Source organism: Pseudomonas sp. FP597 (assembly GCF_030687435.1).
Taxonomy (GTDB): domain Bacteria; phylum Pseudomonadota; class Gammaproteobacteria; order Pseudomonadales; family Pseudomonadaceae; genus Aquipseudomonas; species Aquipseudomonas lactucae.
In genome coordinates this window covers 561,805-584,959 of record NZ_CP117432.1, presented here as the reverse complement: position 1 = coordinate 584,959, position 23,155 = coordinate 561,805, and the positions used below count along the sequence as shown (strand labels likewise).

General features: G+C 62.2%; 16 protein-coding genes. 3 read left to right on the top strand and 13 right to left on the bottom strand.

The genetic code is table 11. From position 1 onward, the window contains the following. Nucleotides 1-3 precede the first annotated feature (3 nt). The 13 genes from PSH66_RS02555 to glnE form a co-directional block, all read right to left on the bottom strand. Nucleotides 4-1,401: a PIG-L deacetylase family protein gene (locus tag PSH66_RS02555; protein WP_305428315.1), complete on the bottom strand. Its 1,398-nt coding sequence runs from the start codon at nt 1,399-1,401 to the stop codon at nt 4-6. Beyond that, nucleotides 1,398-2,294, bottom strand: a complete 897-nt coding sequence (locus PSH66_RS02550; RefSeq protein ID WP_003171296.1) for a GNAT family N-acetyltransferase — start codon at nt 2,292-2,294, stop codon at nt 1,398-1,400. Before PSH66_RS02550 ends, PSH66_RS02555 begins: the two co-directional genes overlap by 4 nt. Then, a complete protein-coding gene (locus PSH66_RS02545) occupies nt 2,294-3,424 on the bottom strand; it encodes a glycosyltransferase (protein WP_003171294.1) in 1,131 nt (376 codons plus the stop codon). The genes PSH66_RS02550 and PSH66_RS02545 overlap by 1 nt, the downstream gene beginning before the upstream one ends. Then, on the bottom strand, nt 3,408-5,165 hold the full coding sequence (locus PSH66_RS02540; RefSeq protein WP_141063045.1) for a carbamoyltransferase: 1,758 nt from the start codon (nt 5,163-5,165) through the stop codon (nt 3,408-3,410). Before PSH66_RS02540 ends, PSH66_RS02545 begins: the two co-directional genes overlap by 17 nt. Nucleotides 5,166-5,348: 183 nt before the next feature. Continuing rightward, complete coding sequence (locus PSH66_RS02535; protein ID WP_305429566.1) at nt 5,349-5,420, bottom strand: YceK/YidQ family lipoprotein; 72 nt, start codon at nt 5,418-5,420, stop codon at nt 5,349-5,351. Nucleotides 5,421-5,507: 87 nt separating this feature from the next. Next, the gene (locus tag PSH66_RS02530; protein ID WP_305428314.1) at nt 5,508-6,947 is read right to left on the bottom strand and encodes a lipopolysaccharide kinase InaA family protein; all 1,440 of its coding nucleotides are present in this window, start codon (nt 6,945-6,947) and stop codon (nt 5,508-5,510) included. After that, a complete protein-coding gene (locus tag PSH66_RS02525; RefSeq protein WP_003171290.1) occupies nt 6,947-7,699 on the bottom strand; it encodes a lipopolysaccharide kinase InaA family protein in 753 nt (250 codons plus the stop codon). Before PSH66_RS02525 ends, PSH66_RS02530 begins: the two co-directional genes overlap by 1 nt. Beyond that, nucleotides 7,696-8,430 carry a lipopolysaccharide kinase InaA family protein gene (locus PSH66_RS02520; protein WP_003171289.1) on the bottom strand — a complete coding sequence of 245 codons (735 nt, stop codon included), beginning with the start codon at nt 8,428-8,430 and terminating at the stop codon, nt 7,696-7,698. Before PSH66_RS02520 ends, PSH66_RS02525 begins: the two co-directional genes overlap by 4 nt. Beyond that, nucleotides 8,430-9,236 carry a lipopolysaccharide core heptose(I) kinase RfaP gene (rfaP, locus tag PSH66_RS02515; protein ID WP_078731283.1) on the bottom strand — a complete coding sequence of 269 codons (807 nt, stop codon included), beginning with the start codon at nt 9,234-9,236 and terminating at the stop codon, nt 8,430-8,432. The genes PSH66_RS02520 and rfaP overlap by 1 nt, the downstream gene beginning before the upstream one ends. Then, nucleotides 9,233-10,357 carry a glycosyltransferase family 4 protein gene (locus tag PSH66_RS02510; RefSeq protein ID WP_003171286.1) on the bottom strand — a complete coding sequence of 375 codons (1,125 nt, stop codon included), beginning with the start codon at nt 10,355-10,357 and terminating at the stop codon, nt 9,233-9,235. The genes rfaP and PSH66_RS02510 overlap by 4 nt, the downstream gene beginning before the upstream one ends. Further along, nucleotides 10,357-11,418, bottom strand: coding sequence for a lipopolysaccharide heptosyltransferase I (waaC, locus tag PSH66_RS02505; RefSeq protein WP_003171285.1), 1,062 nt, complete (start codon nt 11,416-11,418; stop codon nt 10,357-10,359). Before waaC ends, PSH66_RS02510 begins: the two co-directional genes overlap by 1 nt. A 1-nt stretch (nt 11,419) precedes the next feature. After that, the gene (waaF, locus tag PSH66_RS02500) at nt 11,420-12,454 is read right to left on the bottom strand and encodes a lipopolysaccharide heptosyltransferase II (RefSeq protein ID WP_141063048.1); all 1,035 of its coding nucleotides are present in this window, start codon (nt 12,452-12,454) and stop codon (nt 11,420-11,422) included. Between the two features lie 54 nt (nt 12,455-12,508). After that, entirely contained in the window at nt 12,509-15,448 is a 2,940-nt protein-coding gene (gene glnE, locus PSH66_RS02495; protein ID WP_003171283.1) for a bifunctional [glutamate--ammonia ligase]-adenylyl-L-tyrosine phosphorylase/[glutamate--ammonia-ligase] adenylyltransferase, read from the bottom strand. A 383-nt stretch (nt 15,449-15,831) separates the two neighbouring features. Here glnE and aceE point away from each other — a divergent pair, with 383 nt between their 5' ends. The 3 genes from aceE (at nt 15,832) to PSH66_RS02480 (ending at nt 23,131) form a co-directional block, all read left to right on the top strand. Next, nucleotides 15,832-18,477: a pyruvate dehydrogenase (acetyl-transferring), homodimeric type gene (aceE, locus tag PSH66_RS02490; RefSeq protein ID WP_305428313.1), complete on the top strand. Its 2,646-nt coding sequence runs from the start codon at nt 15,832-15,834 to the stop codon at nt 18,475-18,477. A gap of 11 nt (nt 18,478-18,488) precedes the next feature. After that, the gene (gene aceF / locus PSH66_RS02485; RefSeq protein ID WP_003171280.1) at nt 18,489-20,120 is read left to right on the top strand and encodes a dihydrolipoyllysine-residue acetyltransferase; all 1,632 of its coding nucleotides are present in this window, start codon (nt 18,489-18,491) and stop codon (nt 20,118-20,120) included. Between the two features lie 317 nt (nt 20,121-20,437). Further along, entirely contained in the window at nt 20,438-23,131 is a 2,694-nt protein-coding gene (locus PSH66_RS02480) for a bifunctional diguanylate cyclase/phosphodiesterase (protein WP_003171279.1), read from the top strand. Nucleotides 23,132-23,155: the final 24 nt, after the last annotated feature.

Genomic DNA, 23,155 nt, shown 5'->3' with positions numbered 1-23,155 from the left:
CTTTCACAAACGCCAGAACAACTCATGCCGTCGTACGGCCTTGCGGAAAAACTCGTTCTCACCATACGGCGACCGCGACCGCCCCGCCAATACGCGCTGCAGCCAGCGCCGCACACGGCGCTTGAACGGCGCTGGGGGTTGCAGGTCGTGCATCATGCCAAGCGCCATGGCCTTGTCGCGCTGCTGCGCCAGCGACAGCGGCAGGCTGCACGGACGTAACTCAAGCGCGTCGTCGAACTGCGGCGGCAAGGCGATACCGGTGCCGGCGTCGCCCATGGGCCAGCGGTCGTTGTCATGCAGGTGATTGGCGTAACCCAGGACAGTCGCCGGTTGCCACTCCAACCCCGCCAATGCCTCCATCACGGCCTGCTGCGCGCAGATGTGATCCGGATGTGGGTCGAGGATCGGATGAGGCAATACGATCACCTCGGGGCGTGCGGTCAACAGTAACTGGCGAAGATCGGCCAGCAGGTTGTTCCAGGTCGGCAAACCGTCTTGATCCGCCGGCAAGGGGAACGGATTGAACTGGCGAAACAAACGAATATCCGTCAGGTCGGCTTCCCGTGAAGCAACCGGCTGATCCGGCGTAGCGCGCATCGCCGGCAGTTGCAGGCAGAAGTAGCCCAACTGCACACACTGCGCCTCGGGCACCCCGGCCCAACGCGGCACGGCGATGCTGTCCCAGGCACGCAAGCGACCTTTGAGCCGCGAGGCTTCGACCGGGTCCAGGCCCATGTGCCGATAGTGCTCGGCTTCGATTTCACCGGCCGTGAGGGTCACGATCCACGGCGCTTGCGCCTGGCTGTAAAAACCGAACGCGGCCAGTTCCGCATCGTCGGCATGGGGCGCGATCACCATCACGCGCTGCGCCGAGTAATCCGGATGGCGCCAGGCCCATAGCCTTGGTGTGCCCTGCACGCTGCAGAACCGCCCGCGCAACCGCAGCTCACCCGCCATCAGCACAGGCGCCAAGCCACTGAGGTTAAGGTAACGCACACCGTTCACGCCGCGCTCGAATGCCTGGCGATCCGGGCTGTCGCCTCCCGAAACCTCAACGACGGGGTCGAAAAAACGCCCCAGCCAGCCGCCCTTGATTTTAACGGCCAGCACCAGAGTCGCATCGGCCGCCAAGGGCTGGTCCGCCAGCAGTCGCCCGCCTTCAAAGCGAACCCCGGCCACCTCGGCGTCCGCCGCAAACCGGTATTGATAGTCTTCGCCAGGGGCATAAAACAGGTGGTCGGCAAACCAGGCCTCATGGGCGACCCAGGCCAGCACGCCAAGGACAAACGGCAACCACCAGGCCACCCAGACACCGATGATCACCAGCAGCAACAGACCGATCAGCAGGCCAACCCGCTTATTACGCCGATGGCGCTTGAGCAACTGCTGTTTGCGGCTCATACGCTCAGCACCGGTACAGCGTTGCACCAACGGTCCTTGTATTCACGGTCGGCGCGCCCGAAGGAAAAGCGCAGCGGTTTGCCGACTTCGCGGGCCTGTTCCCAAGCGCTCTGCGTATTGAGGAAGCTCAACACGCTGCCCGGACTGAACGCACGGGTCTCGGGGTCGACGCCACCGTTGACGTACTCCACGCTGATCCACTCGGGCGACTCGACCCGGTACACCAACTGCACCGCAATAGGTGCGTCGTTGAGGAAGATGACCGAACCGATCAGCCACTCGCGCAGCAGCTCGATTACCTCGGCCATGTGCTCGGCGCCCGTGGCGACAAAGCCCCAGCGGCGCAGGAACAGATCGCAATAGATGGCCGCCAGCTCGGTACTGGAAAACTCGCTCACCGGCCGCACCACACCGCCGGCCTCTTCCAGCAGGCGCAGTTCGCGGCGCTGGTTGTAGCGAAACTTCTTCGACAGCTCTTCCGGAGTGCGGGCCATGGCCAACTGCTCGGCCTGGGGCCTGAGACCGCTGAAACGGCCTTCGTTCAAGGTCGACAGGTAGCGCGCCCGATGCCGCAACGGCACCTGGGCATTGGCGGCGGCCGGCAGGATCAACTCGGCATTACCCAGGTCGAACAGGCCTTTCTTGCCGTTTTTCTTGAGGACATCCTTGGACAGCGCCAGGTCGCGGCCCCAGGTGGCGATGCAGGCCTGGCGTTCCCCGCCCGACTCCCAGGCCAGGTAACGCACCGGGATATCGGCCAGCCCGGCCAGGCGCTCGATCACCTGCGGATGGGTCGCGACGCTGCCGCCAAAACGCTGCCATGCCTCGCTGTAGGCCGGTGCGTCGACGACGGACCAGCCCCGCTCGCGCCAGCCTTGGAATCGATTGAGCATCAAGCCCCCGCGGTCAGTTCAATAACGTGCGGCAGTTGCCAGAAGGTATCGCGTACCGCCTGATCCGAGAACTGCGTGCGCAGGCGCTCCAGCATCATCTCGGCGCACTGGCGTTGCTGCTGCCGATCCATGGCCGCCAGGTGCCGCAGCCCCTGGGCGAGGTGCTCGGCGTCGCCGAAGGGAAACAGGATACCCACGCCTTCGACCACTTCTTTCGCCCCGCCACAGGCCGTAGCCAGCAACGGCACGCCGGCCGCCATGGCTTCGAGCAGCACCATGCCGAACGGTTCATGGTCGGAACTCAGGGCAAACACATCGAACGCGCGGAAATAGCGGCGCGCATCCGGCACCTGGCCAAGGAACAGCACCTTGTCGGCTATCCCCAACTCACGCGCCTGGTCCTTGAGCGCTTGTTCAAGACGCCCGGTGCCGAGGATCGCCAGGCGGCTTTGCGCCGGCAAATGCGGCAACGCCAGGGCAAAGCCCTTGAGCAGCGTGGACTGGTCCTTGTCCGGGTGCAAGCGGCCGACATTGCCGATCACCCATTCATCCGGCGACAGCCCCAAGGCATCACGCGCTTGGTCCACAGGTGCCTGGATGGCCTGTAACGCGTCAACATCGATACGGTTGTACAAGGTCTGGATACGCGCCGCAGGCCACGCCGGCAGGCAGCGGCGCATGTCGTCACGCACCGCGTCGGATACGCCCAGCAGGCTCAGGCGCTTGCGGAAAATCCCGGCAAACAGCCTGCGGCTGCCGCGTTGATAATCACCAAAGGCGTGATGCACACCGATCACCGGCAGGCGCGTGCCGAGCAAGGCGATGTAGATCGGCTTGAAGCGGTGAGCGATACACAGACTGAAATTGCGCGATGCGGCGATCCTGCGCAGTTCACGGATGGCGCCCAGCTTCAGGCCACGAATGGCCTTGGAGCTGAATTCCATGAACAACACCTCGTCCGAGGCACAGCCGGCGGCGACACGCGGATCGGCGACCCCGGTGAGAAACACCGTGGTCACCTTGTAGCCTGTGCCTGCGAACAAACTGGCGTATTGCCGCGCGCAGTCCAGGAACGGCCCGTCATAACCGTGGCAGAACTGCAGGACGTGGCGGTCAGCCGAGCGCGTCATAAGGGTCCACGCCGTCTTTGACGACCAGGATGTCTTCCATGATCAGGTATTGCAGGTCGGAACCAAAGAACATGTCCAGCGCGTCTTTCGGCGAGCAGATCATCGCTTCGCCACGACGGTTGAGCGAGGTGTTCAGCGACACGCCGTTGCCGGTCAGCACTTCGAGCTCTTTCATCATGTCGTAGTAACGCGGGTTGTATTCGCGCTTGAGCACCTGGGCGCGGGAGGTGCCATCTTCATGGACCACTTCCGGCACACGGGCCTTCCATTCTTCGGCGACTTCAAAGGTGAAGGTCATGAACGGCGCAGGGTGATCGACCTTGATCATCTGCGGGGCCACGGTGTCGAGCATCGACGGGCAGAAAGGCCTCCAGCGCTCGCGGAACTTGATCTGGTGGTTGATGCGATCCGCAACGCCGGTTGCGCTCGGGCACCCGATGATCGAACGACCGCCCAACGCACGCGGGCCAAACTCCATGCGGCCCTGGAACCAGGCCACCGGGTTGCCGTCGACCATGATCTTGGCGATGCGCTGGGGCATGTTCTCGATCTTGCGCCAGTTCGGCTTGCTCTCGTGCCTGGCGCACGCGGCGATCACATCCTCGTTGCTGTAGGACGGGCCGAGATAGACGTGTTCCATCTTCTCCACCGGTACACCACGGGCATGCGACACATAGGCAGCCGCACCGACGGCGGTGCCGGCATCACCGGACGCCGGCTGCACGAACAGCTCCTTGACGTCGTCGCGGGCAATGATCTTCTGGTTCAACTTGACGTTCAGCGCGCAGCCGCCAGCGAAGGCGAGTTTGCCGGTGTCCTTGAGGATGTCGCCCAGGTAGTGGTCGATCATCTGCAGGGCCAGCTTCTCGAACAAGGCTTGCATGCTGGCGGCATAATGGATGTAGGGTTCGTCGGCGATATCGCCTTCGCGCTTGGGCCCCAGCCACTCGATCAGTTTTGGTGAGAAGTAGAAACCCTTGCCCTTTTCTTTATAGCGGCGCAGGCCGATGACGTTGGCGTAGTCGGTGTTGATCACCAGTTCGCCGTTTTCAAACGAAGCCAGGCGCGAGAAATCGTATTTGCTGGCGTCGCCGTACGGCGCCATGCCCATGACCTTGAACTCACCGTCGAGCATCTCGAAACCGAGGAACTCGGTGATCGCGCCGTACAGGCCGCCGAGGGAGTCCGGGTCGTAGAATTCCTTGATCTTGTGGATCTTGCCGTTTTCGCCGTAGCCGAAGAACGTGGTGGCGTACTCACCCTTACCGTCGATACCGAGGATCGCGGTTTTTTCCTGGAAGCCCGAGCAGTGGTAAGCACTGGAGGCGTGGGCCAGGTGGTGCTCAACCGGTTCGATCTTGATTTTCTTCGGATCGAAGCCCAGTTGCTCCAGGCACCAGACGATCTTGTTGCGGTAGCGCTTGTAGCGACGGTTGCCCATCAGGATCGCGTCGAGGGCGCGGTCCGGGGCATACCAGTAACGCTTGGCGTAGTGCCAGCGCGCCTCGCCGAACAGGCTGATCGGGGCGAACGGGATCGCCACCACGTCAACGTCGGAAGGCTTGATGCCGGCCTGTTCCAGGCAGAACTTCGCCGACTCGTAGGGCATGCGGTTCTTTGCATGTTTGTCGCGTACGAAGCGCTCTTCTTCGGCGGCCGCGATCAGCTTGCCGTCGATATACAGGGCTGCGGAAGGATCATGGCTAAGGGCGCCGGACAGGCCAAGAATCGTCAATGCCACAGGGGTCTAGCCTCTTTTAGTCTGCATGCAGGCGGGTCGCGCCTGAAAAAAGTGTGCTTCCCGCCTGGGCAGGAAACAGCTAAAGGGCGGGATTATAGCTTAAAAGCAGACGAAAGCTGTTAGCGGCAAGCGGCAAGCCATTAGGAACTCGCGGAGTTCAAGGCTGCCGTGGGCACTTTGCCGTTAGATCGTATAGGGGAGAATGAGCGTGTCGAGGACGCCGGAGACAGGCAAGTCGAGAACGGCCCAGGGCACGCCGGGAATGAATCCGGTAATACGATCGTTCCCACGCGCGCGTGGGAACGATCAATACAGGCCTCTCACGTGAAGCACGGGGAACCATCACACTTGCCTGGGCAACCGCTGATCAATCAGTTGGTACAACGCACTGTCCTGCGGCCAGTTACGCATGAACCGCGCCCGATCCCTGGCATACGCCGGTGCGAAACTGGCGGCTGAGCTGTGCTGACAGACCGAATCCAGATCAATCAGCGCCCAGCGGTCCTCGTGCCAGAACAGGTTGTGGCCCTTGAAATCCCCATGGCTGATGCGCTCGCCAATAAGTTGGGCAAACAGGTGGTCCAGGGCCAGCAATTCGTTTTCCGGCACGTCACCGTTGTCGATGTAGGGCGCAAAGCGCTCGATGATGTCCGGGCCCGGCAGGTATTCGGTGATCAGGTAGGCACGGCTGCGCAGCCAGAAAACGCGCTTTTCCAATACGGCCAGTGGCTTGGGCGTGGCGATACCCAGGAACGCCAGGCGGTTGCCTTCACGCCAGGAGTGCCAGGCGCGGCTTGGGCGCCAGAAGCGTTTGAGCCAATGGGCGAACCCCTTGATGTTGTAACGCTTGATCACCAACGGACGACCGGCCACCTCGACCTTGGCCACGCTGGCGGCACCGCCGGTCTTGTACAGGTGGCCGCGGTCGAGCAGCGCATCGGCCTGTTCCAGCACCGGCAGCATCGCAGGCTCTTCTTCGCGACGAATCGCGCGCAAACCAAACGCACCGCGCACTACGCTGAACAGCGTGCATTCACGGCCGACCTTGTTCAAAAAGTCCTTCAAGCGCCAGGCACTGACCTTGCGCACCTGTTTTTCCAGCGCTTGCAGCGGCAACGCGTGCTCACTGTTGCCGAGCAGGTAATACACCAGCAGCTCCTCGGTAAACGGCTCGAGGTTTTTCGGCAATTGGGCGAAAAACACACCGAGGTTTTCCAGTACTCGGTTGCGCGACAGCGGTTTACCAGCTTCTTCGACACGGATGCCCGCACCGTCGATCAAGTACAGCTTGCCGTCCTGGCGCAGCAGGTTGTCCAGATGCAGGTCTTCCTGCCACAGCCCTTTGCTGTGCATCTGCGCGATCGCACCCAGCGCTTCGGCGAGCACCGCGGTTTGTTCGTCGGCCAGCGGCGGCAGCGCTTCGACGGCCTGCCAGGCATCGGCCAGGCTTTCGGCGCCTTCGAGGAACTCGAACAGCAACCAACCGCCCTCGCCGTCCTGCAAGCCATCGGCGAGCAACCGGGGGGTGGTCAGGCCGTGTTCGGCCAGCAGGCGCACGCCCGTGAGTTCACGCTGAAAATGCCGCGCGGCCTTGCTGCCCACCAATAACTTGGCCAGCACCGCACGCCCGCGCCAGACCGCCGCGCCCACGTAACGCTCGCCCGGCAATACACGCAACAGGCTCAGCAGTTGCAACTGGCCGGGGCCGACGGCGTCCGCAAGATCGAGGGTCAGGGGCAGGCTCAGGGTGCGGCCGGCCTTTTTCAGCTCGGACAGGCGCATCAGCGGTTCTCCTTGTGGCTACGCCGCTTCGTCAGGCGCTGCAGCCAGGTGGCGACCAGCGGACTGTCTTCAGGCTGGTCGAGATAAGCCGCCAGCAATTGGCGCACCTGCGCGTTCGACCACTGCGGTGCGCGGCGCAACAGCGGCTCCAGGTCCTTGACCCGGTCACGCCAGCCGAACAGCAACGGGCGGGTTTTCTCCAGGTCGATCAACTGCGCGGCGTAACCGTCACCGGTCGCCTGCAAAAAAATATGCTTGGGGTAAAAACAGCCATGCACCTGGCCCACGCCATGCAGCCGGCGCGCCAGCCGGCCACAGGCCAGCAGGATGGCCCGGTGTTGGGCGTCGCTCAGTTGCGGCCATTGCTCCAGCACCGAATCCAGGTCGTTCCAGCCATCCAGGGCACGGGTCAGCAACATCGCGCGGTGTTCGCCAGCCACCTTGCGTTCGCCATAGAACGCCGCCTGCAACGCCGGGATGCCCAGCGTGCGATAACGGCTGATATTGCGAAACTCGCGGGAGAAACTCGGCTCGCCCAACGGCCGGTGCAGACTGCGGGTGAGGTAGTTGCTCTGGCGCTTGAGGTAATACCCGTGGCCCTCTATCTCCAGGCGGAACACACTGCTCCAACCGCCGCGACTGGTGTTCGGCTCGTCGACGGCGTCCAGTTGCTTGGCCCACAGCGCGTCGAATGTCGCCAGGCCGTTACGCTCCAGCACGGCACGGTCTTCAGCCGCCAGAAAATCACTCATTCGCGCCCCTCGAAAAACTTCACCACGTGGCGAATCCGCCGTTTGTCCGAATCACTCAGGTGCCGACTGCCACGGTACTGCAAGTAAAAACGCAGGCGCTGGGTGGCCGACAGGTGATACTTGGCCACTTTGTCCAGGCAAGCCAGATCCTTGGTGATGCGGTATTTGAGCCAGAAACCACGCCAGAAATCGCCGTTGGGGCAGTCGATCAAATACAGAGTCGACTGATCATCGACCAGCAGGTTGCGCCACTTCAAATCGTTATGGGTGAAGCGATGATCGTGCATGGTGCGCGTGTATTCGGCGAGCTGGCGGCTGACCGCATCGACCCATTTGGGATCGCGCAGGCGCGCATCGCGGTGCTCGGCCAGCACCGAGAGGTCTTCGGTGCGTGGCAACTCGCGGGTGATCATCGCGCCACGGTCATAGGCCAGGCCGTTACGCTCCAGGCCCCAGGCCACCACGTCGGCGGTGGGTATGCCCCACTTGGCGAAGCGCTTGAGGTTCTGCCATTCGGACTTGACCCGCGGCTTGCCCAGGTAGCGTCGCAGGCCCTTGCCGGCGCCGACGTAGCGCTTGACGTAGTAATTGACCCCACCGCGCTGCACCCGGATCACCTCCGACAACGGGTCGCGGGTCAGGCGCTCGCCTTGCAGGGCGAACACCGCTTCGAGGCTGCCGAAATCATCCGCCAGGTTGGCGTACGCAGGTTCCAGGATCCAACCCGCCATCAGAGCGCATCTCCATATCGCTGCTTGCGTGCGTAGAGCTTGTCGGCCTTGGCTTGCAGCCACTGCAACAACGCGCTTTCTTCGGCCAGGATCTGGCGCAACGGCTGCTGGAAGTAGCCCTTGAGAAAGCGCAGCTTGTCACGGCGGGTCAGGCCGATGTCCAGCGCCGAGAAGTACAGCGCGGCCAGGTCCTTGTCGCGCCAGCGATGACTGATCTTGTCGCGGGTCTGGGCGCGGTGCAGGTCGATCACCGAAAGTTTGAAGTGGTCGGCGGTCACCGGCGTGTCAGTGTGCAACAGGAAATGGCAGATGTAGCAGTCGCGATGGTTGACCCCGCCGCGATGCATCATGCCGGTCATGCGCGCCACTTCGGCGATCAGCGCACGCTTGAGACGTGGCTCGGGCGGCTGTTTGCGCCAGTCGATGCTGAAATCTTCCAGACTGACGGTGGGCGCCAACTCCTCGGTGACGATGAACGAATGCTGATCGGCCGGGTTGCTGCCGCGCTCGCCATAAGCCACCGCGGTCATGGTCGGCACACCCAATGCCTGCAAGCGCTGGATCGCCAGCCATTCCTGGCCGGCGCCCAATACCGGGAGTTTGGCGGTGACCAGGTTCTTGACGATCTCGCCCCAGCCGATGCCACGGTGAATCTTCACGAAATAGCCACGGCCATCCACCTCGGTACGCAAGGTGCGACGCGCTTCGAGTTCACGGTACACCTCGCCTTCCAGCGCCTCGACGGCGGCGAACGCATCGCGCCCGGCCCAGAGGGTCTTGAACGGTTCGGCAAGCATCAACTTCATGGTTTTGGCTCCGCCAGAATCACATCCGCAGCGTGCTGCGGCATGCTGTAGAGGTCGGCCGTCTCGGCGAAGGCCAACCCATTGCGGCTCCAGGCCGCGCGCTGTGCAGCGTCACTCAACATACGTACCAGGTAGCCGTTGAGCTGCGCTTGTTCAAACGGCTCATCCAGCACCAGGCCGCTGTCGGCCTCATTGATGTAATGGGCATAACCACACACCGCCGAGACCAGCACCGGCAGGCCGGCCACCAGGGCTTCGAGCAACACGGTGCCGGTATTTTCGTTGTACGCCGGGTGGATCAACAGGTCGGCGCCCAGCAGGAAACGCGGAATGTCGCTGCGTCCCTTGAGGAACTGCACGTTATCGCCCAAGCCCAACGTGGCGCTCTGCAATTGGAATACTTTGGGGTCGTCCTGGCCGATTACAAACAGACGGGTGCGTTTCTTCAGTTCCGCGGGCAAGGCGGCCACAGCCTTGAGGCTGCGGTCGACGCCCTTGGTCTTGAAGCCCGAGCCGATTTGCACCAGCAACAGGTCGTCATCGCCGAGGTTGAATTCCTTGCGAAACCCTTCGCGGATCTCGGCCGCGTTCGGCGGTGCGCGACGGTCCTGGGCGATACCCGGCGGCAGCAGGTGGAAGCGTTCCAGCGGGGTGTCGTAGTGTTTGATGAACAGCGGCTGCTGCACTTCGGAAATCATCAGGACTTCGGTCTTGGCGTCTTTGGCGAACACTGCGCGTTCGTAGTCGGCAAAGTGCTTGTAGCGGCCAAAATAGCGGTACAGCGAATGCCGCAGGTTTTGCGCCTTGTCTTCAAAGCAGCCATCGGCGGCGTAGTACACGTCCAGGCCGGGCATTTTGTTGAAGCCGATCAGACGATCCACCGGGCGCTTGGCCAGGTCGGCTTCCATCCAGGCACTGAGTTTCTCGTTGCGCCGATGATTGAGGAACGCCTTGACCGGCGCCACCAGCACTTCGAAACCGGGCGGGATATCGCCCTCCCAGATCAGCGTGTACACACGAATCTGATGGCCGCGCTGCTGACACTCCAGGGCGATGCGCATGAAGTCACGCTGCAGGCCACCGAAGGGAAAGTATTTGTACAGAACAAAAGCCAGTTGCATCAGTGCAGCTCCTCAGCCAATAACAACGTGCTCAGTCGGCTGGCCACACGCTCAGGATTCAGGCGCGTGAAGCACAGGGGCGACTCGCGCTTGATGTCGAACCGACGCAGGTCGTCGGCCGTCGGTTGATAGGTACAGTGCTTTTGCAGGCACGGCGCGCACGACCAGTCGCTGGCCAAGTGAATCTGGCCCTTGCCGTAGGCACCGGTCAGGCCGGGATTGGTGGGGCCGAACAGGGAAATGGTCGGCACATCCAATGCGGCGGCCAAATGACCAAGACCCGTGTCCACCGCTACGCAGGCACGGGCACCGGCCAGTACGCGGGCCACACCGGCCAGGTTGAGCTTGGGCAACACTTCGGCATTGTCCAGGCCTTGGGCCAGGCGTTCGGCGCGGGCCTTTTCGGCGGAGTTACCCCAGGGCAATTTTACGTCCACGCCCAGCCGCCCCATGCGCTCGGCCAGCTCGCGCCAGTAGGCTTCGGGCCAGTGCTTGGTGTCCCAGGTGGTGCCGTGCAATAGCAGCACAAATGGTTTTTTGGGCGGCAGGCCGAGCAGCTTGTCGGTGCTCAAGCCGTAGTCGCCCAGGCCTTTGGGCAAGTCATACCCCAGCGCCACGGCGAACAATTGGCGCAGACGCTCCACCGCATGCTGCCCACGGGCCACGGCCAGGCGTCGCGAATAGAAACGCGCAGCGAGCGGTTCACGGGCGGAGCTTTTGTCGAAACCCGCCACCGGCGCGCGCACGTAGCGAGTCAGCCAGGCGCTTTTGAGCAGGCCCTGGGCATCGATCACCAGATCGTATTTGGTCGACTGGACTTGCTGCTTGAAGCGCCGCCACTCACCGTTCTTGAGGGTTTGCCAGAGGTTCTTGCGCCAGCGGCGAATCGCCACCGGGATCACTTTGTCCACCGCCGGGTGCCAGGTGGGAATTTCGGCAAAGCCCTCTTCCACCACCCAGTCGAATTGAATGCCGGGGATCGCCCGCGCCGCGTCGGTGAGTGCCGGCAATGCATGGATCACATCGCCCAGGGATGAGGTCTTGATTACCAGTACCCGCAACTCAGTTAACCTCGACCACAGTGCCCTGCAACCGCTGCAAAGCCTCGTTCACCGGCTGCGGCAACAGCTGGCGCATGCAATTGTAGTGGCCGAAACGGCAGGTACGGTCAAAGCACGGGCTGCAATCGAGGCCCAGGCGCACCACTTCGACCTGGTCGGCCAACGGCGGGGTAAAGCCTGGCGAGGTGGAGCCATATACCGCCACCAGCGGGCGATTCAGCGCCGCTGCCACGTGCATCAGGCCGGAGTCGTTGGACACTACCGCATCAGCGCAGGACAGCAAATCGATGGCCTCGGCCAGCGACGTGTCGCCACTGAGGTTGACGGCCTCTTCGCGCAGGCCGGGGATCAGGCGCTGACGAATGTCTTCACCCACCGGATGATCTTTTTTCGAGCCGAACAGCCACACCTGCCAGCCTTCGCGAATCTTCGTCTCGGCGACTTTGGCATAGTGCTCCGCCGGCCAGCGCTTGGACTCGCCGAACTCGGCACCGGGGCACAACGCCAACACCGGGCGATCCAGGCTCAGGCCGAACTTGGCCAGCGCCGCATCGCGGGTCAGCGGGTCGATCTGCAAACTCGGGCGTGGGTACGGCTTGGGCAACTCGGCACCCGGCGCGTAGGCCAGGGCCATGAAGCGCTCGATCATCAGCGGGTAGCGCGCTTTGTCGAGCGTGCGCACATCGTTGAGCAGCACGTAGCGGAACTCGCCGCGCCAGCCGGTGCGCTTGGGGATGCCGGCAAAATACGGCACCAGCGCCGACTTGAGCGAGTTGGGCAGCAGGATCGCCTGGTCGTACTGGCCGGCCAGGGATTTGCCGATGCGACGGCGCGTTGCCAGCTCCAGGGCGCCGTGGCCGAGCGGGAAGCTCAAGGCCTTGCGCACTTGCGGCATGCGCTCAAGGATCGGCCGGCTCCACTCGGGGGCGAGCACGTCGATCTGGCAGTCTGGATGGCGTTGGCGCAGGCACTGGAACAGTGTCTGTGCCATCACCATGTCACCGACCCAACTGGGCCCAACGATCAGAATATTCATGTAGTTTCCACAAACGATGCGGGGAGGCTTATGCCTCCCCGCCCTAATAGTGTTTCAGCTCAACCCCAGCGTCTGCCAGATACGCATCACTTGTCGCCGTTCGTCAGCGAACTGATCACCGGGCACCGTACCGGCCTCGTTTTGCAAAGCCTGTCGATGCGCGGCGGAACGGTAGGCCTTATACACCTCGCGCAGCAGATGGGCATCGGCGGCGGGCATCAACCCCACCTGCTCCAGGCCTTCCAGAATGCGAATATTGTCGGTGTAGCGCAGCAACGATGGATGTTGCGCAGACCACGCCAAAGCGGCGTATTGCACCATAAATTCAATATCGACGATACCTCCGGCGTCCTGCTTGAGGTCGAACACCGTCGTCGCTTCGAAGGCATTGGCGCCGGTACCGGCCGCCGTGCCCTTGGTACCCAGGTTGTCACGCATCTTGGCGCGCATCTCGCTGACCTCCTGGCGCAGCTTCGCCAGGTCGCGTTCACGCCCCAACACCTTGGCCCGAACCTGCTCGAAGGCCTGGCCCACATCCTGACTGCCGACCAACACCCGCGCACGGATCAGGGCCTGATGCTCCCAGGTCCAGGCTTCGTTTTCCTGATACCGCTCAAAGGCGCCAAGGGAACTCACCAGCAAACCGGAAGCACCGGATGGTCGCAGGCGCATGTCGACTTCGTACAACTGGCCCGAGTTGGTCTGAGTGGTCAGCAAATGAATGATGCGCTGGCCCAGACGGGTGAAGAATTGCGCGCCATCGATGGGCTTGGCCCCATCGGTTTCAGCATGGGGATCGCCATCGTGGATAAACACCAGGTCCAGGTCCGAACCATGCCCCAGTTCGATCCCGCCGACTTTCCCATAACCGACAATGACGAATCCAGGATCGCACAGGGTGCCGTCCAGGCGTTGCGGCGAGCCATGGCGCGCCACGGTCTGGCGCCAGGCCAGGGCCAGCACTTGTTCGAGGATGGCTTCGGCAAGCCAGGTCAGGTAATCGCTGACCTTCATCAACGGCAGGCTGCCGGCGATTTCCGAGGCGGCCACGCGCAGGCGGTGGGCGAGCTTGAAGTGACGCAACGCTTCCATCTGCTGCTCAAGGTCATCCTCGGGGATGCGTGTAAGGCGTTCGCGCAGTTCGGCGGCCAGTTCCGGGGCCAGCGGCGGCTTGAACAGGCGGCCTTCGTTGAGCAGTTCGTCGAGCAGCAATGGGAAACGCGTGATCTGCTCGGCGATCCACGGGCTGGCGGCGCACAGGGTCAACAGGCGACGCAGGGCGTCCGGGTTTTCGGTGAGCAGCACCAGGTAAGCGGAACGACGGGCGACGGCCTCGACCAAGGGTAATACGCGCTCCAGCACCAGGTCCGGATCGGCATGCTCAACCGCCTGGGCCAGCAGGCGCGGGATAAACGCGTCCAGCCGCTCGCGCCCCAGGCGTTGCATGGCGCGCAACTGCGGGCTGCCACGCAAACCGGCCAGGGCCTTGAGGGCCTTGGGCGCATCGCTGAACCCCCCTTCGGTCAATTGACGACAGGCGGCGTCTTCATCCTGCGACTCTTCCCACAGCGGCAACCACTCGCCGCCCACGACCAATTCGCTCTCCTCGCCCTCTTCTTCATCGGGGTCGGCAATCACTTGGCGGAAGTGCCAGTCCACCCGACCGCGCCAGTACATCAGGCGCTCATGGAATGCCGACCAATCGGCAAAGCCCAGCATAAAGGCAATGCGCGCCTGGTCTTGCGGGCCGTCCGGGAGCATCTGCGTCTGTCGGTCGGCAATCGCCTGGATCGCGTGTTCGGTGTAACGCAGGAATTCATAGCCGTTGCGCAGCTCGGCGATCACCGCGGGCGGCAGGTAGCCCTGGCCTTCGAGGGTGCCGAGCACGTTGAGCAATGGCCGCTGCTGCAGGCTGAGGTCGCGGCCGCCGTGGATCAGCTGGAACGCCTGGGCAATGAACTCCACCTCGCGAATGCCGCCCGCGCCCAGCTTGATGTTGTCGGCCATGCCTTTGCGCCGCACTTCCTGCTGGATCAGCTGCTTCATGGTGCGCAGCGCTTCGATGGCGGAGAAATCCAGATAGCGGCGATAGACGAACGGCCGCAGCATGTCCAGCAACTGCGCACCGGCTACCTGATCACCGGCAACCACGCGCGCCTTGATCATGGCGTAGCGTTCCCAGTCGCGGCCCTGGTCCTGGTAGTACTGCTCCAGTGCATTGAAGCTGAGCACCAGCGCACCGGCCGAACCGTAGGGACGCAGGCGCATATCGACGCGGAACACGAAGCCGTCGACGGTCATCGGATCGAGGGCCTTGATCAGTTTTTGACCAAGGCGAATGAAAAATTCCTGGTTATCCAGCGAGCGTTTCACACCCACCGTTTCACCGCCCTCGGGGTAGGCGAAGATCAGGTCGATATCCGATGACAGGTTCAGCTCCATCGCACCGAGCTTGCCCATGCCGAGGACGACCATGTGCTGCGGCTCGCCGCTGCGCCGGCCGGTGGGCGTGCCGAACTGCACGCAGTGGCGCTGGTACAGCCAGTGGTAGGCCTGGTCGATGCAGGCGTCGGCCATGTCGGAGAGGTCACGACAGGTTTGCACCAGGTCGGCCTGACGCGTCAGGTCGCGCCAGATGATGCGCACCTGCTGGCGAGTACGCTGGCGCCGCAAGAGGCGACCCAGTTGCTCTTCTGTTTCAGCCTGTTGCACGGCACCGGCGATTTGCCCGCACAGTTCGCCCGGGGCGAAGCCACGGTCCAGTTCGCCCCAGGCGACCAGTTCGAGCAACATCAAAGGGTCACGAACACTCTGTTCAATGACGAAATCACTGGCGCCGCACACGCGGGCGAAGTCGGCCCACCGTTGCGGCGTCCACGCAGAAAGGCCATGATCGTCGTCCAGCGTGGCCACGGCGTCACGAAATGACTGCTCGGCACGCTGGGCAATGGGAAGAAGAATGGCAGGCAAGTCGGCCAGCGTTGGAAGGCTCATGGTCTATCCTTGTTCGGCGCGTAGATGGCGTGTAGCTGTGAACGCGGGAACCACGTTCGGTGACGGACTGTCGAACAAAGGTTATAAATAGCTGAAAATTCATAATTTTTGGCAGGCAACATTAAATCCATACCTTTTCTTGTTCGCAAAAGATCAACAATAACGATTATGCTCACCAGCCAGACCGAGCAATCCGCTCAGTCTTGTGTAGTTTTACTACTCGTATATACATTCGAAAGGCTGAAATGGCCGACGATTTGTAGTAAAACTACAGGACGCCGAAGCAACCTTCGGCCATCCAAGAATTTATGTCGTCTGCCCACAAGGCCAGTCGCAAACTTCAGGCAACCGATTCTGGTAGCCTTTCCGCCCTGGAGCAAGCCATGCAAGACCTCGATCCCGTCGAAACCCAGGAATGGCTGGACGCCCTGGAATCGGTTCTCGACAAAGAAGGCGAAGACCGTGCTCACTACCTGATGACCCGTATGGGCGAACTCGCGACCCGCAGCGGCTCGCAACTGCCCTACGCCATCACCACGCCATACCGCAACACCATCCCCGTTACCCACGAAGCACGCATGCCTGGCGACCTGTTCATGGAACGCCGCATTCGCTCGCTGGTACGTTGGAACGCCATGGCGATGGTAATGCGCACGAACTTGAAAGATTCTGACCTGGGCGGTCACATCTCCAGCTTCGCCTCCAGCGCAACCCTGTATGACATCGGCTTCAACTACTTCTTCCAGGCCCCGACCGACGAACACGGCGGCGACCTGATCTACTTCCAGGGCCACACCTCGCCAGGCGTCTACGCCCGTGCGTTCATGGAAGGTCGCATCAGCGAAGAACAAATGAACAACTTCCGCCAGGAAGTCGACGGTCAGGGCCTGTCGTCCTATCCGCACCCTTGGCTGATGCCTGATTTCTGGCAGTTCCCGACCGTATCCATGGGTCTGGGTCCAATTCAAGCGATCTACCAGGCACGCTTCATGAAGTACCTGGAAGCCCGTGGTTTCATTCCTGAAGGCAAGCAGAAAGTCTGGTGCTTCCTGGGCGACGGCGAGTGCGACGAGCCGGAATCCCTGGGTGCCATCTCCCTGGCTGGCCGCGAGAAGCTGGACAACCTGATCTTCGTCATCAACTGCAACCTGCAGCGCCTCGACGGCCCGGTTCGCGGCAACGGCAAGATCATCCAGGAACTCGAAGGCGTGTTCCGCGGCGCGCAATGGAACGTGACCAAAGTCATCTGGGGCCGTTTCTGGGACCCACTGCTGGCCAAGGATGTCGACGGTATCCTGCAACGCCGGATGGACGCAGTCATCGACGGCGAGTACCAGAACTACAAAGCCAAAGACGGCGCGTTCGTGCGTGAACACTTCTTCAACACGCCTGAACTCAAGGCGATGGTTGCCGACCTGTCCGACGACGAGATCTGGAAGCTCAACCGTGGCGGCCACGACCCGTACAAGGTCTACGCGGCGTACCACGAAGCGGTCAACCACAAGGAACAACCGACCGTTATCCTGGCCAAGACCATCAAGGGTTATGGCACCGGTGCCGGCGAAGCGAAGAACACCGCGCACAACACCAAGAAAGTCGACGTCGACAGCCTGAAGTTGTTCCGCGACCGCTTCGACATCCCGGTCAAGGACGAAGAGCTGGAGAACCTGCCGTTCTTCAAGCCGGAGCCAAACAGCGCCGAAGCCCGCTACCTGAGCGAGCGTCGTACCGCACTGGGCGGTTTCGTGCCACAGCGCCGCGCCAACAGCTTCAGCGTACCGACCCCGGACCTGAGCACGCTCAAGGCCATCCTGGACGGCTCGGGCGACCGCGAAATCTCTACCACCATGGCCTTCGTGCGGATCCTCGCGCAGTTGGTCAAGGACAAGGACATCGGCCCGCGCATCGTCCCGATCATCCCGGACGAAGCCCGTACCTTCGGTATGGAAGGCATGTTCCGCCAGTTGGGCATCTACTCCTCCGTCGGCCAGCTCTACGAGCCAGTCGATAAAGACCAGGTGATGTTCTACAAGGAAGACAAGAAGGGCCAGATCCTCGAAGAAGGCATCAACGAAGCGGGCGCCATGAGCTCCTTCATCGCAGCCGGTACGTCGTACTCCAGCCACAACCAGCCGATGCTGCCGTTCTACATTTTCTACTCGATGTTCGGTTTCCAGCGTATCGGCGACCTGGCATGGGCAGCCGGCGACAGCCGTACCCGTGGCTTCCTGATCGGCGGTACCGCAGGCAGAACCACGCTGAACGGCGAAGGCCTGCAACACGAAGACGGTCACAGCCACATCCTGGCTGCCACCATCCCGAACTGCCGCACCTTTGATCCAACCTACGGCTACGAGCTGGCGGTGATCATCCAGGACGGCATGAAGAAGATGACCGAAGAGCAGCAGGACGTTTTCTACTACATCACCGTGATGAACGAGTCCTACCAGCAGCCAGCCATGCCGGCCGGCGTGGAAGAAGGCATCATCAAGGGCATGTACCTGCTCGAGGAAGACACCAAGGAAGCGGCGCACCACGTACAGCTGATGGGCTCCGGCACCATCCTGCGCGAAGTGCGTGAAGCGGCGAAGATCCTGCGCGACGAGTTCAATGTCGGCGCCGACGTGTGGAGCGTTACCAGCTTCAACGAACTGCGTCGCGACGGCCTGGCCGTGGAGCGCAACAACCGCCTGCACCCTGGTCAGAAGCCACAACTGAGCTATGTCGAAGAATGCCTGAACGGCCGTAAAGGTCCGGTCATTGCTTCCACCGACTACATGAAACTGTTTGCTGAACAAATTCGCCAGTGGGTCCCGTCCAAGGAATTCAAAGTCCTGGGCACCGACGGTTTCGGCCGCAGTGACAGCCGCAAGAAGCTGCGTCACTTCTTCGAAGTCGACCGTCACTTTGTGGTGTTGGCAGCCCTGGAAGCCTTGGCTGACCGTGGTGAGATCGAACCCAAGGTGGTGGCTGACGCTATCGTCAAGTTCGGGATCAACCCGGAAAAACGCAACCCACTGGACTGCTGAGGAGACTTTTTGTGAGCGAACTCATTCGCGTACCTGACATCGGCAGCGGTGAAGGTGAAGTAATCGAGCTGTTTGTGAAGGTCGGCGACAAAGTCGAAGCCGACCAGAGCATCCTGACCCTGGAATCGGACAAGGCGAGCATGGAAATCCCTGCTCCCAAGGCCGGCGTGGTCAAGAGCCTGAAAGTGAAGCTGGGCGACCGCCTGAAAGAAGGCGACGAATTGCTGGAGCTGGAAATCGAAGGTGCCGCCGATGCGGCGCCTGCGGCCGCCGCTCCTGCTGCCGCACCAGCACCTGTTGCTGAAAAACCTGCTGCCGAGGCCCCAGCCCCGGCCGCCGCACCTGCCGCCGCCACCGTCCAGGACATTCACGTCCCGGACATCGGTTCGTCAGGCAAGGCCAAGATCATCGAGTTGCTGGTCAAGGTCGGCGACACCGTCGAAGCCGACCAGTCGCTGATCACCCTGGAGTCCGACAAGGCCTCCATGGAAATCCCATCGCCGGCTGCCGGCGTGGTGGAAAGCATTGCAGTCAAGCTGGAAGACGAAGTCGGCACCGGTGACTTCATTCTCAAGCTGAAAGTACAAGGCGCTGCGCCTGCCGCGGCTCCCGCTCCGGCGGCGGCCAAGGCTGAAGCGGCGCCAGCGGCTCCAGCCGCTGCCGCCCCTGCGCCTGCTGCAAAAACCGAAGCCGCACCGGCCCCTGCCGCTCCAGCACCAAGCGGTGCCAAGGTTCACGCCGGCCCGGCTGTACGCCAACTGGCGCGTGAATTCGGCGTCGAGCTCAACGCTGTATCGGCCACTGGCCCACACGGTCGCGTGCTGAAAGAAGACGTGCAGGTCTACGTCAAAGCCATGATGCAGAAAGCCAAGGAAGCCCCGGCGGCCGGCGCTGCAACCGGCGGCTCGGGTATTCCGCCGATCCGCACCGTGGATTTCAGCCGCTTCGGCGAAACCGAAGAAGTGCCGATGACCCGCCTGATGCAAATCGGCGCGGCAGGCCTGCACGCCAGCTGGCTGAACATCCCGCACGTGACTCAGTTCGACCAGGCCGACATTACCGACCTGGAAGCTTTCCGCGTTGCGCAGAAAGCCGTGGCCGAAAAGGCTGGCGTGAAACTGACCGTACTGCCGCTGCTGCTCAAAGCCTGTGCGCACCTGCTCAAGGAGCTGCCGGACTTCAACAGTTCGCTGGCGCCAAGCGGCAAAGCGATCATTCGCAAGAAGTACGTGCACATCGGCTTTGCCGTCGACACCCCGGATGGCCTGCTGGTCCCGGTCATCAAGAACGTTGACCAGAAGAACCTGCTGCAACTGGCTGCCGAAGCGGCTGCGCTGGCTGCCAAGGCCCGCGACAAGAAGCTCACCCCGGACGACATGCAGGGCGCTTGCTTCACCATCTCCAGCCTCGGTCACATTGGCGGCACTGGCTTCACACCAATCGTCAACGCGCCGGAAGTGGCAATCCTGGGTGTATCCAAGGCCACCATCCAGCCTGTCTGGGACGGTAAAGCGTTCCAGCCGAAGCTGATGCTGCCTCTGTCGCTGTCCTACGATCACCGTGTGATCAACGGTGCGGCGGCTGCGCGCTTTACCCAGCGCCTGAGCCAACTGCTGAACGACATCCGCACCATCCTGCTGTAAGCAACTACGGGCCTCCCTTTCACCGGGGAGGCCCGGTTGCATCGATTTCCGAGCGCCACGCTCGTACCTCAACCCCGCCAATTGGCGGGGCTTTTTTTACTCTTTCAGCCACCAGAAACTGGACAAACCGAACAGGTTTGTACACCTTCTGTCAGCGCACCTACAGAAATCCCCCACGCGGCCGATAACACCCTTATAGCACTTAGCCTTCATCCTCTCTTGTCAGTCCGCGCTGCATGATGCAACCTTGCCGCAGGCAGCAGAAAAGAGGGCGTGAGCCCGGCGCCGTGCGCGTTATTTCAAGTGAGTTCCCCCCCATGAAAAGCCAGCCCGATGTCGCCCGAATGGCGGCCGAGGTAGTGACGCAGTTACCGGTGCCTTCGCGCCTCGGTATGCTGCGCTTCGAGCGGCTTAATGAGGCGAGCTGGGCCCTTCTTTACCTGGACCCCAATTGCGAGCGCCAATTCGGCCTGTCGGCGGTGGAGCTGTGCGCGCTGCTGGGCACACCCTACGCCAGCCTGATGGAGCCCCAGGCGCGCTATCAACTGCACGACACCATCCAGCAGCAACTGACCCAGAGCCCTCACTACCTGGTGCGCTACACCCTGCACACCAACGACGGCCCCCTGAGCCTGCTGGAAATGGGCGAGGCCTACAAACAACACAATCGCCATCTGCTGCGCGGCTACCTGATGGTGGTCGACGGCCTGTTCAGCGAATTGCCCTCGCCAGCTCCCACCGCGGACCTGGAGAACCAGAACAGCCGCCTGCAAATTGCCCTCGAACTCAACCAGCGCGCCCAGCGGGAACAGTTGCAGCACCTGGAACGGGTGCGCGCGCAGCAGGAGTTGATCCTCCTGCTGGCCCGCCAGCGCTACACCATAAACAATTCGCTGCAGGAAGCCGCCGAGCTGATTACCCGCAGCGCCTGCGACATCTACCAGATTGACTGCGCCAGCATCTGGAACCTCGAAGGCCAGCACCTGGTGCCGATCTCGGCGTACCACCGCGCCGACCAGAAATACCATCTGCCCGACGCCATCGATGCCAGCTGCTTCCCGGACTATCTGGAAGCCCTGCACGCCAGCCGCGCCATCGACGCCAACCATGCCCTGCGCGATCCGCGCACCCGGGAAATGGCCGAACACCTACGCGCAAAAGGCATCCACGCCGTGCTCGACGCGAGTATCCGCGTGGACGGCCATGTGGTCGGCGTGCTGTGCCTGGAACAAGCCGGCAGCCCACGCGACTGGCAGGCAGATGAAATTGCCTTTGCCGGCGAGCTGGCAGACCAGTTTGCGCAGGTGATCAACAATCACAACCGGCGCACCGCCACCAGCGCCCTGCACCTGTTCCAGCGTGCGGTGGAGCAAAGCGCCAACGCCTTTCTGCTGGTCAATTGCGACGGCGTGGTGGAGTACGTCAACCCGAGTTTCACCGCGATCACCCAGTACAGCGCCGAAGAAGTCCACGGCCACCGCCTGGCGCAATTACCGGCGCTGGAGAATCTCAGCGAACTGCTGTTCGACGCGCCGTCGAGCCTGGCCAAAAGCAACAGTTGGCAGGGTGAGTTCAAGAGTCGGCGTAAAAATCTGGAACCTTACTGGGGCCAGCTGTCGATCTCCAAGGTGTATGGCGATAACCGCGAGCTGACGCACTACATCGGCATCTACGAAGACATCACCCAGACCAAGCTGGCCCAGCAGCGCATAGAGCGTCTGGCCTATACCGACAACCTGACCAACCTGGGCAACCGTCCGGCGTTTATCCGCAACCTCGACGAACGCTTTGCCCGCGACAGCGACAGCCCGATCAGCCTGCTGCTGGTGGACATCGACAACTTCAAGCGCATCAACGACAGCCTCGGCCACCAGACCGGCGACAAGCTGCTGATCAGCCTGGCCCGACGCCTGCGCAACAGCCTGAGTACCGGCGGCAGCCTGGCGCGCTTTGCCAGTAATGAGTTTGCGGTGTTGCTCGACGACACCGACCTGGAAAGTGGCCAGCAAGTCGCCAGTCAACTGCTGGCGACCCTCGACAAGCCAATGTTCGTCGACAACCAATTGATCAGCGTCACCGGTTCCGTGGGCCTGGCCTGCGCACCGCTGCATGGCCGCGACCCGCAAACCCTGATGCGCAACGCCGGCCTGGCGCTGCATAAGGCCAAGGCCAACGGCAAACACCAGGTACAGGTGTTTACCGAAGCGCTGAACGCCGAGGCCAGCTACAAGCTGTTCGTGGAAAACAACCTGCGCCGCGCCCTCACCCAGAACGAGTTGGACGTGTTCTACCAGCCCAAGCTGTGCCTGCGCAGCGGCCGCTTGCTGGGCATGGAGGCGCTGCTGCGCTGGAACCACCCGGAGAAGGGCATGATCCGCCCCGACCAGTTCATCAGCGTGGCCGAAGAAACGGGCTTGATCATCCCCATCGGCAAATGGATCGCGCGCCAGGCCTGCCGCATGAGCAAGCGGCTAAGCGCCGCCGGCATGGGCAACCTGCAGGTGGCAATCAATCTGTCGCCCAAGCAGTTCTCCGACCCGGACCTGGTGGCGTCGATTGCCGCGATCCTCAAGGAAGAAGACCTGCCGGCGAACCTGCTCGAGCTGGAACTCACCGAAGGCCTGCTGCTGGAAGCCACGGAAGACACGCGCCTGCAACTGGACCAGTTGAAGAGCTTTGGCCTGACCCTGGCCATGGACGACTTCGGCACCGGTTACTCGTCGCTGAGCTACTTGAAAAAATTCCCCATCGACATCATTAAGATCGATCGAAGCTTTATCCATGAGATCCCGGACAACCAGGACGACATGGAAATCACCTCGGCCGTAATCGCCATGGCTCACAACCTCAAGCTCAAGGTCGTGGCCGAAGGCATTGAGACCGCCGAACAACTGGCGTTCCTGCGCCGGCATCGCTGTGATGTAGGCCAGGGCTACCTGTTCGACAGGCCAATCCCCGGCGCGGAGCTGCTGAAAATGCTCAAACGTTACCCGCGCGGGCCAATCGCCTGACAGCGCTGTAACACTCGGGCACAC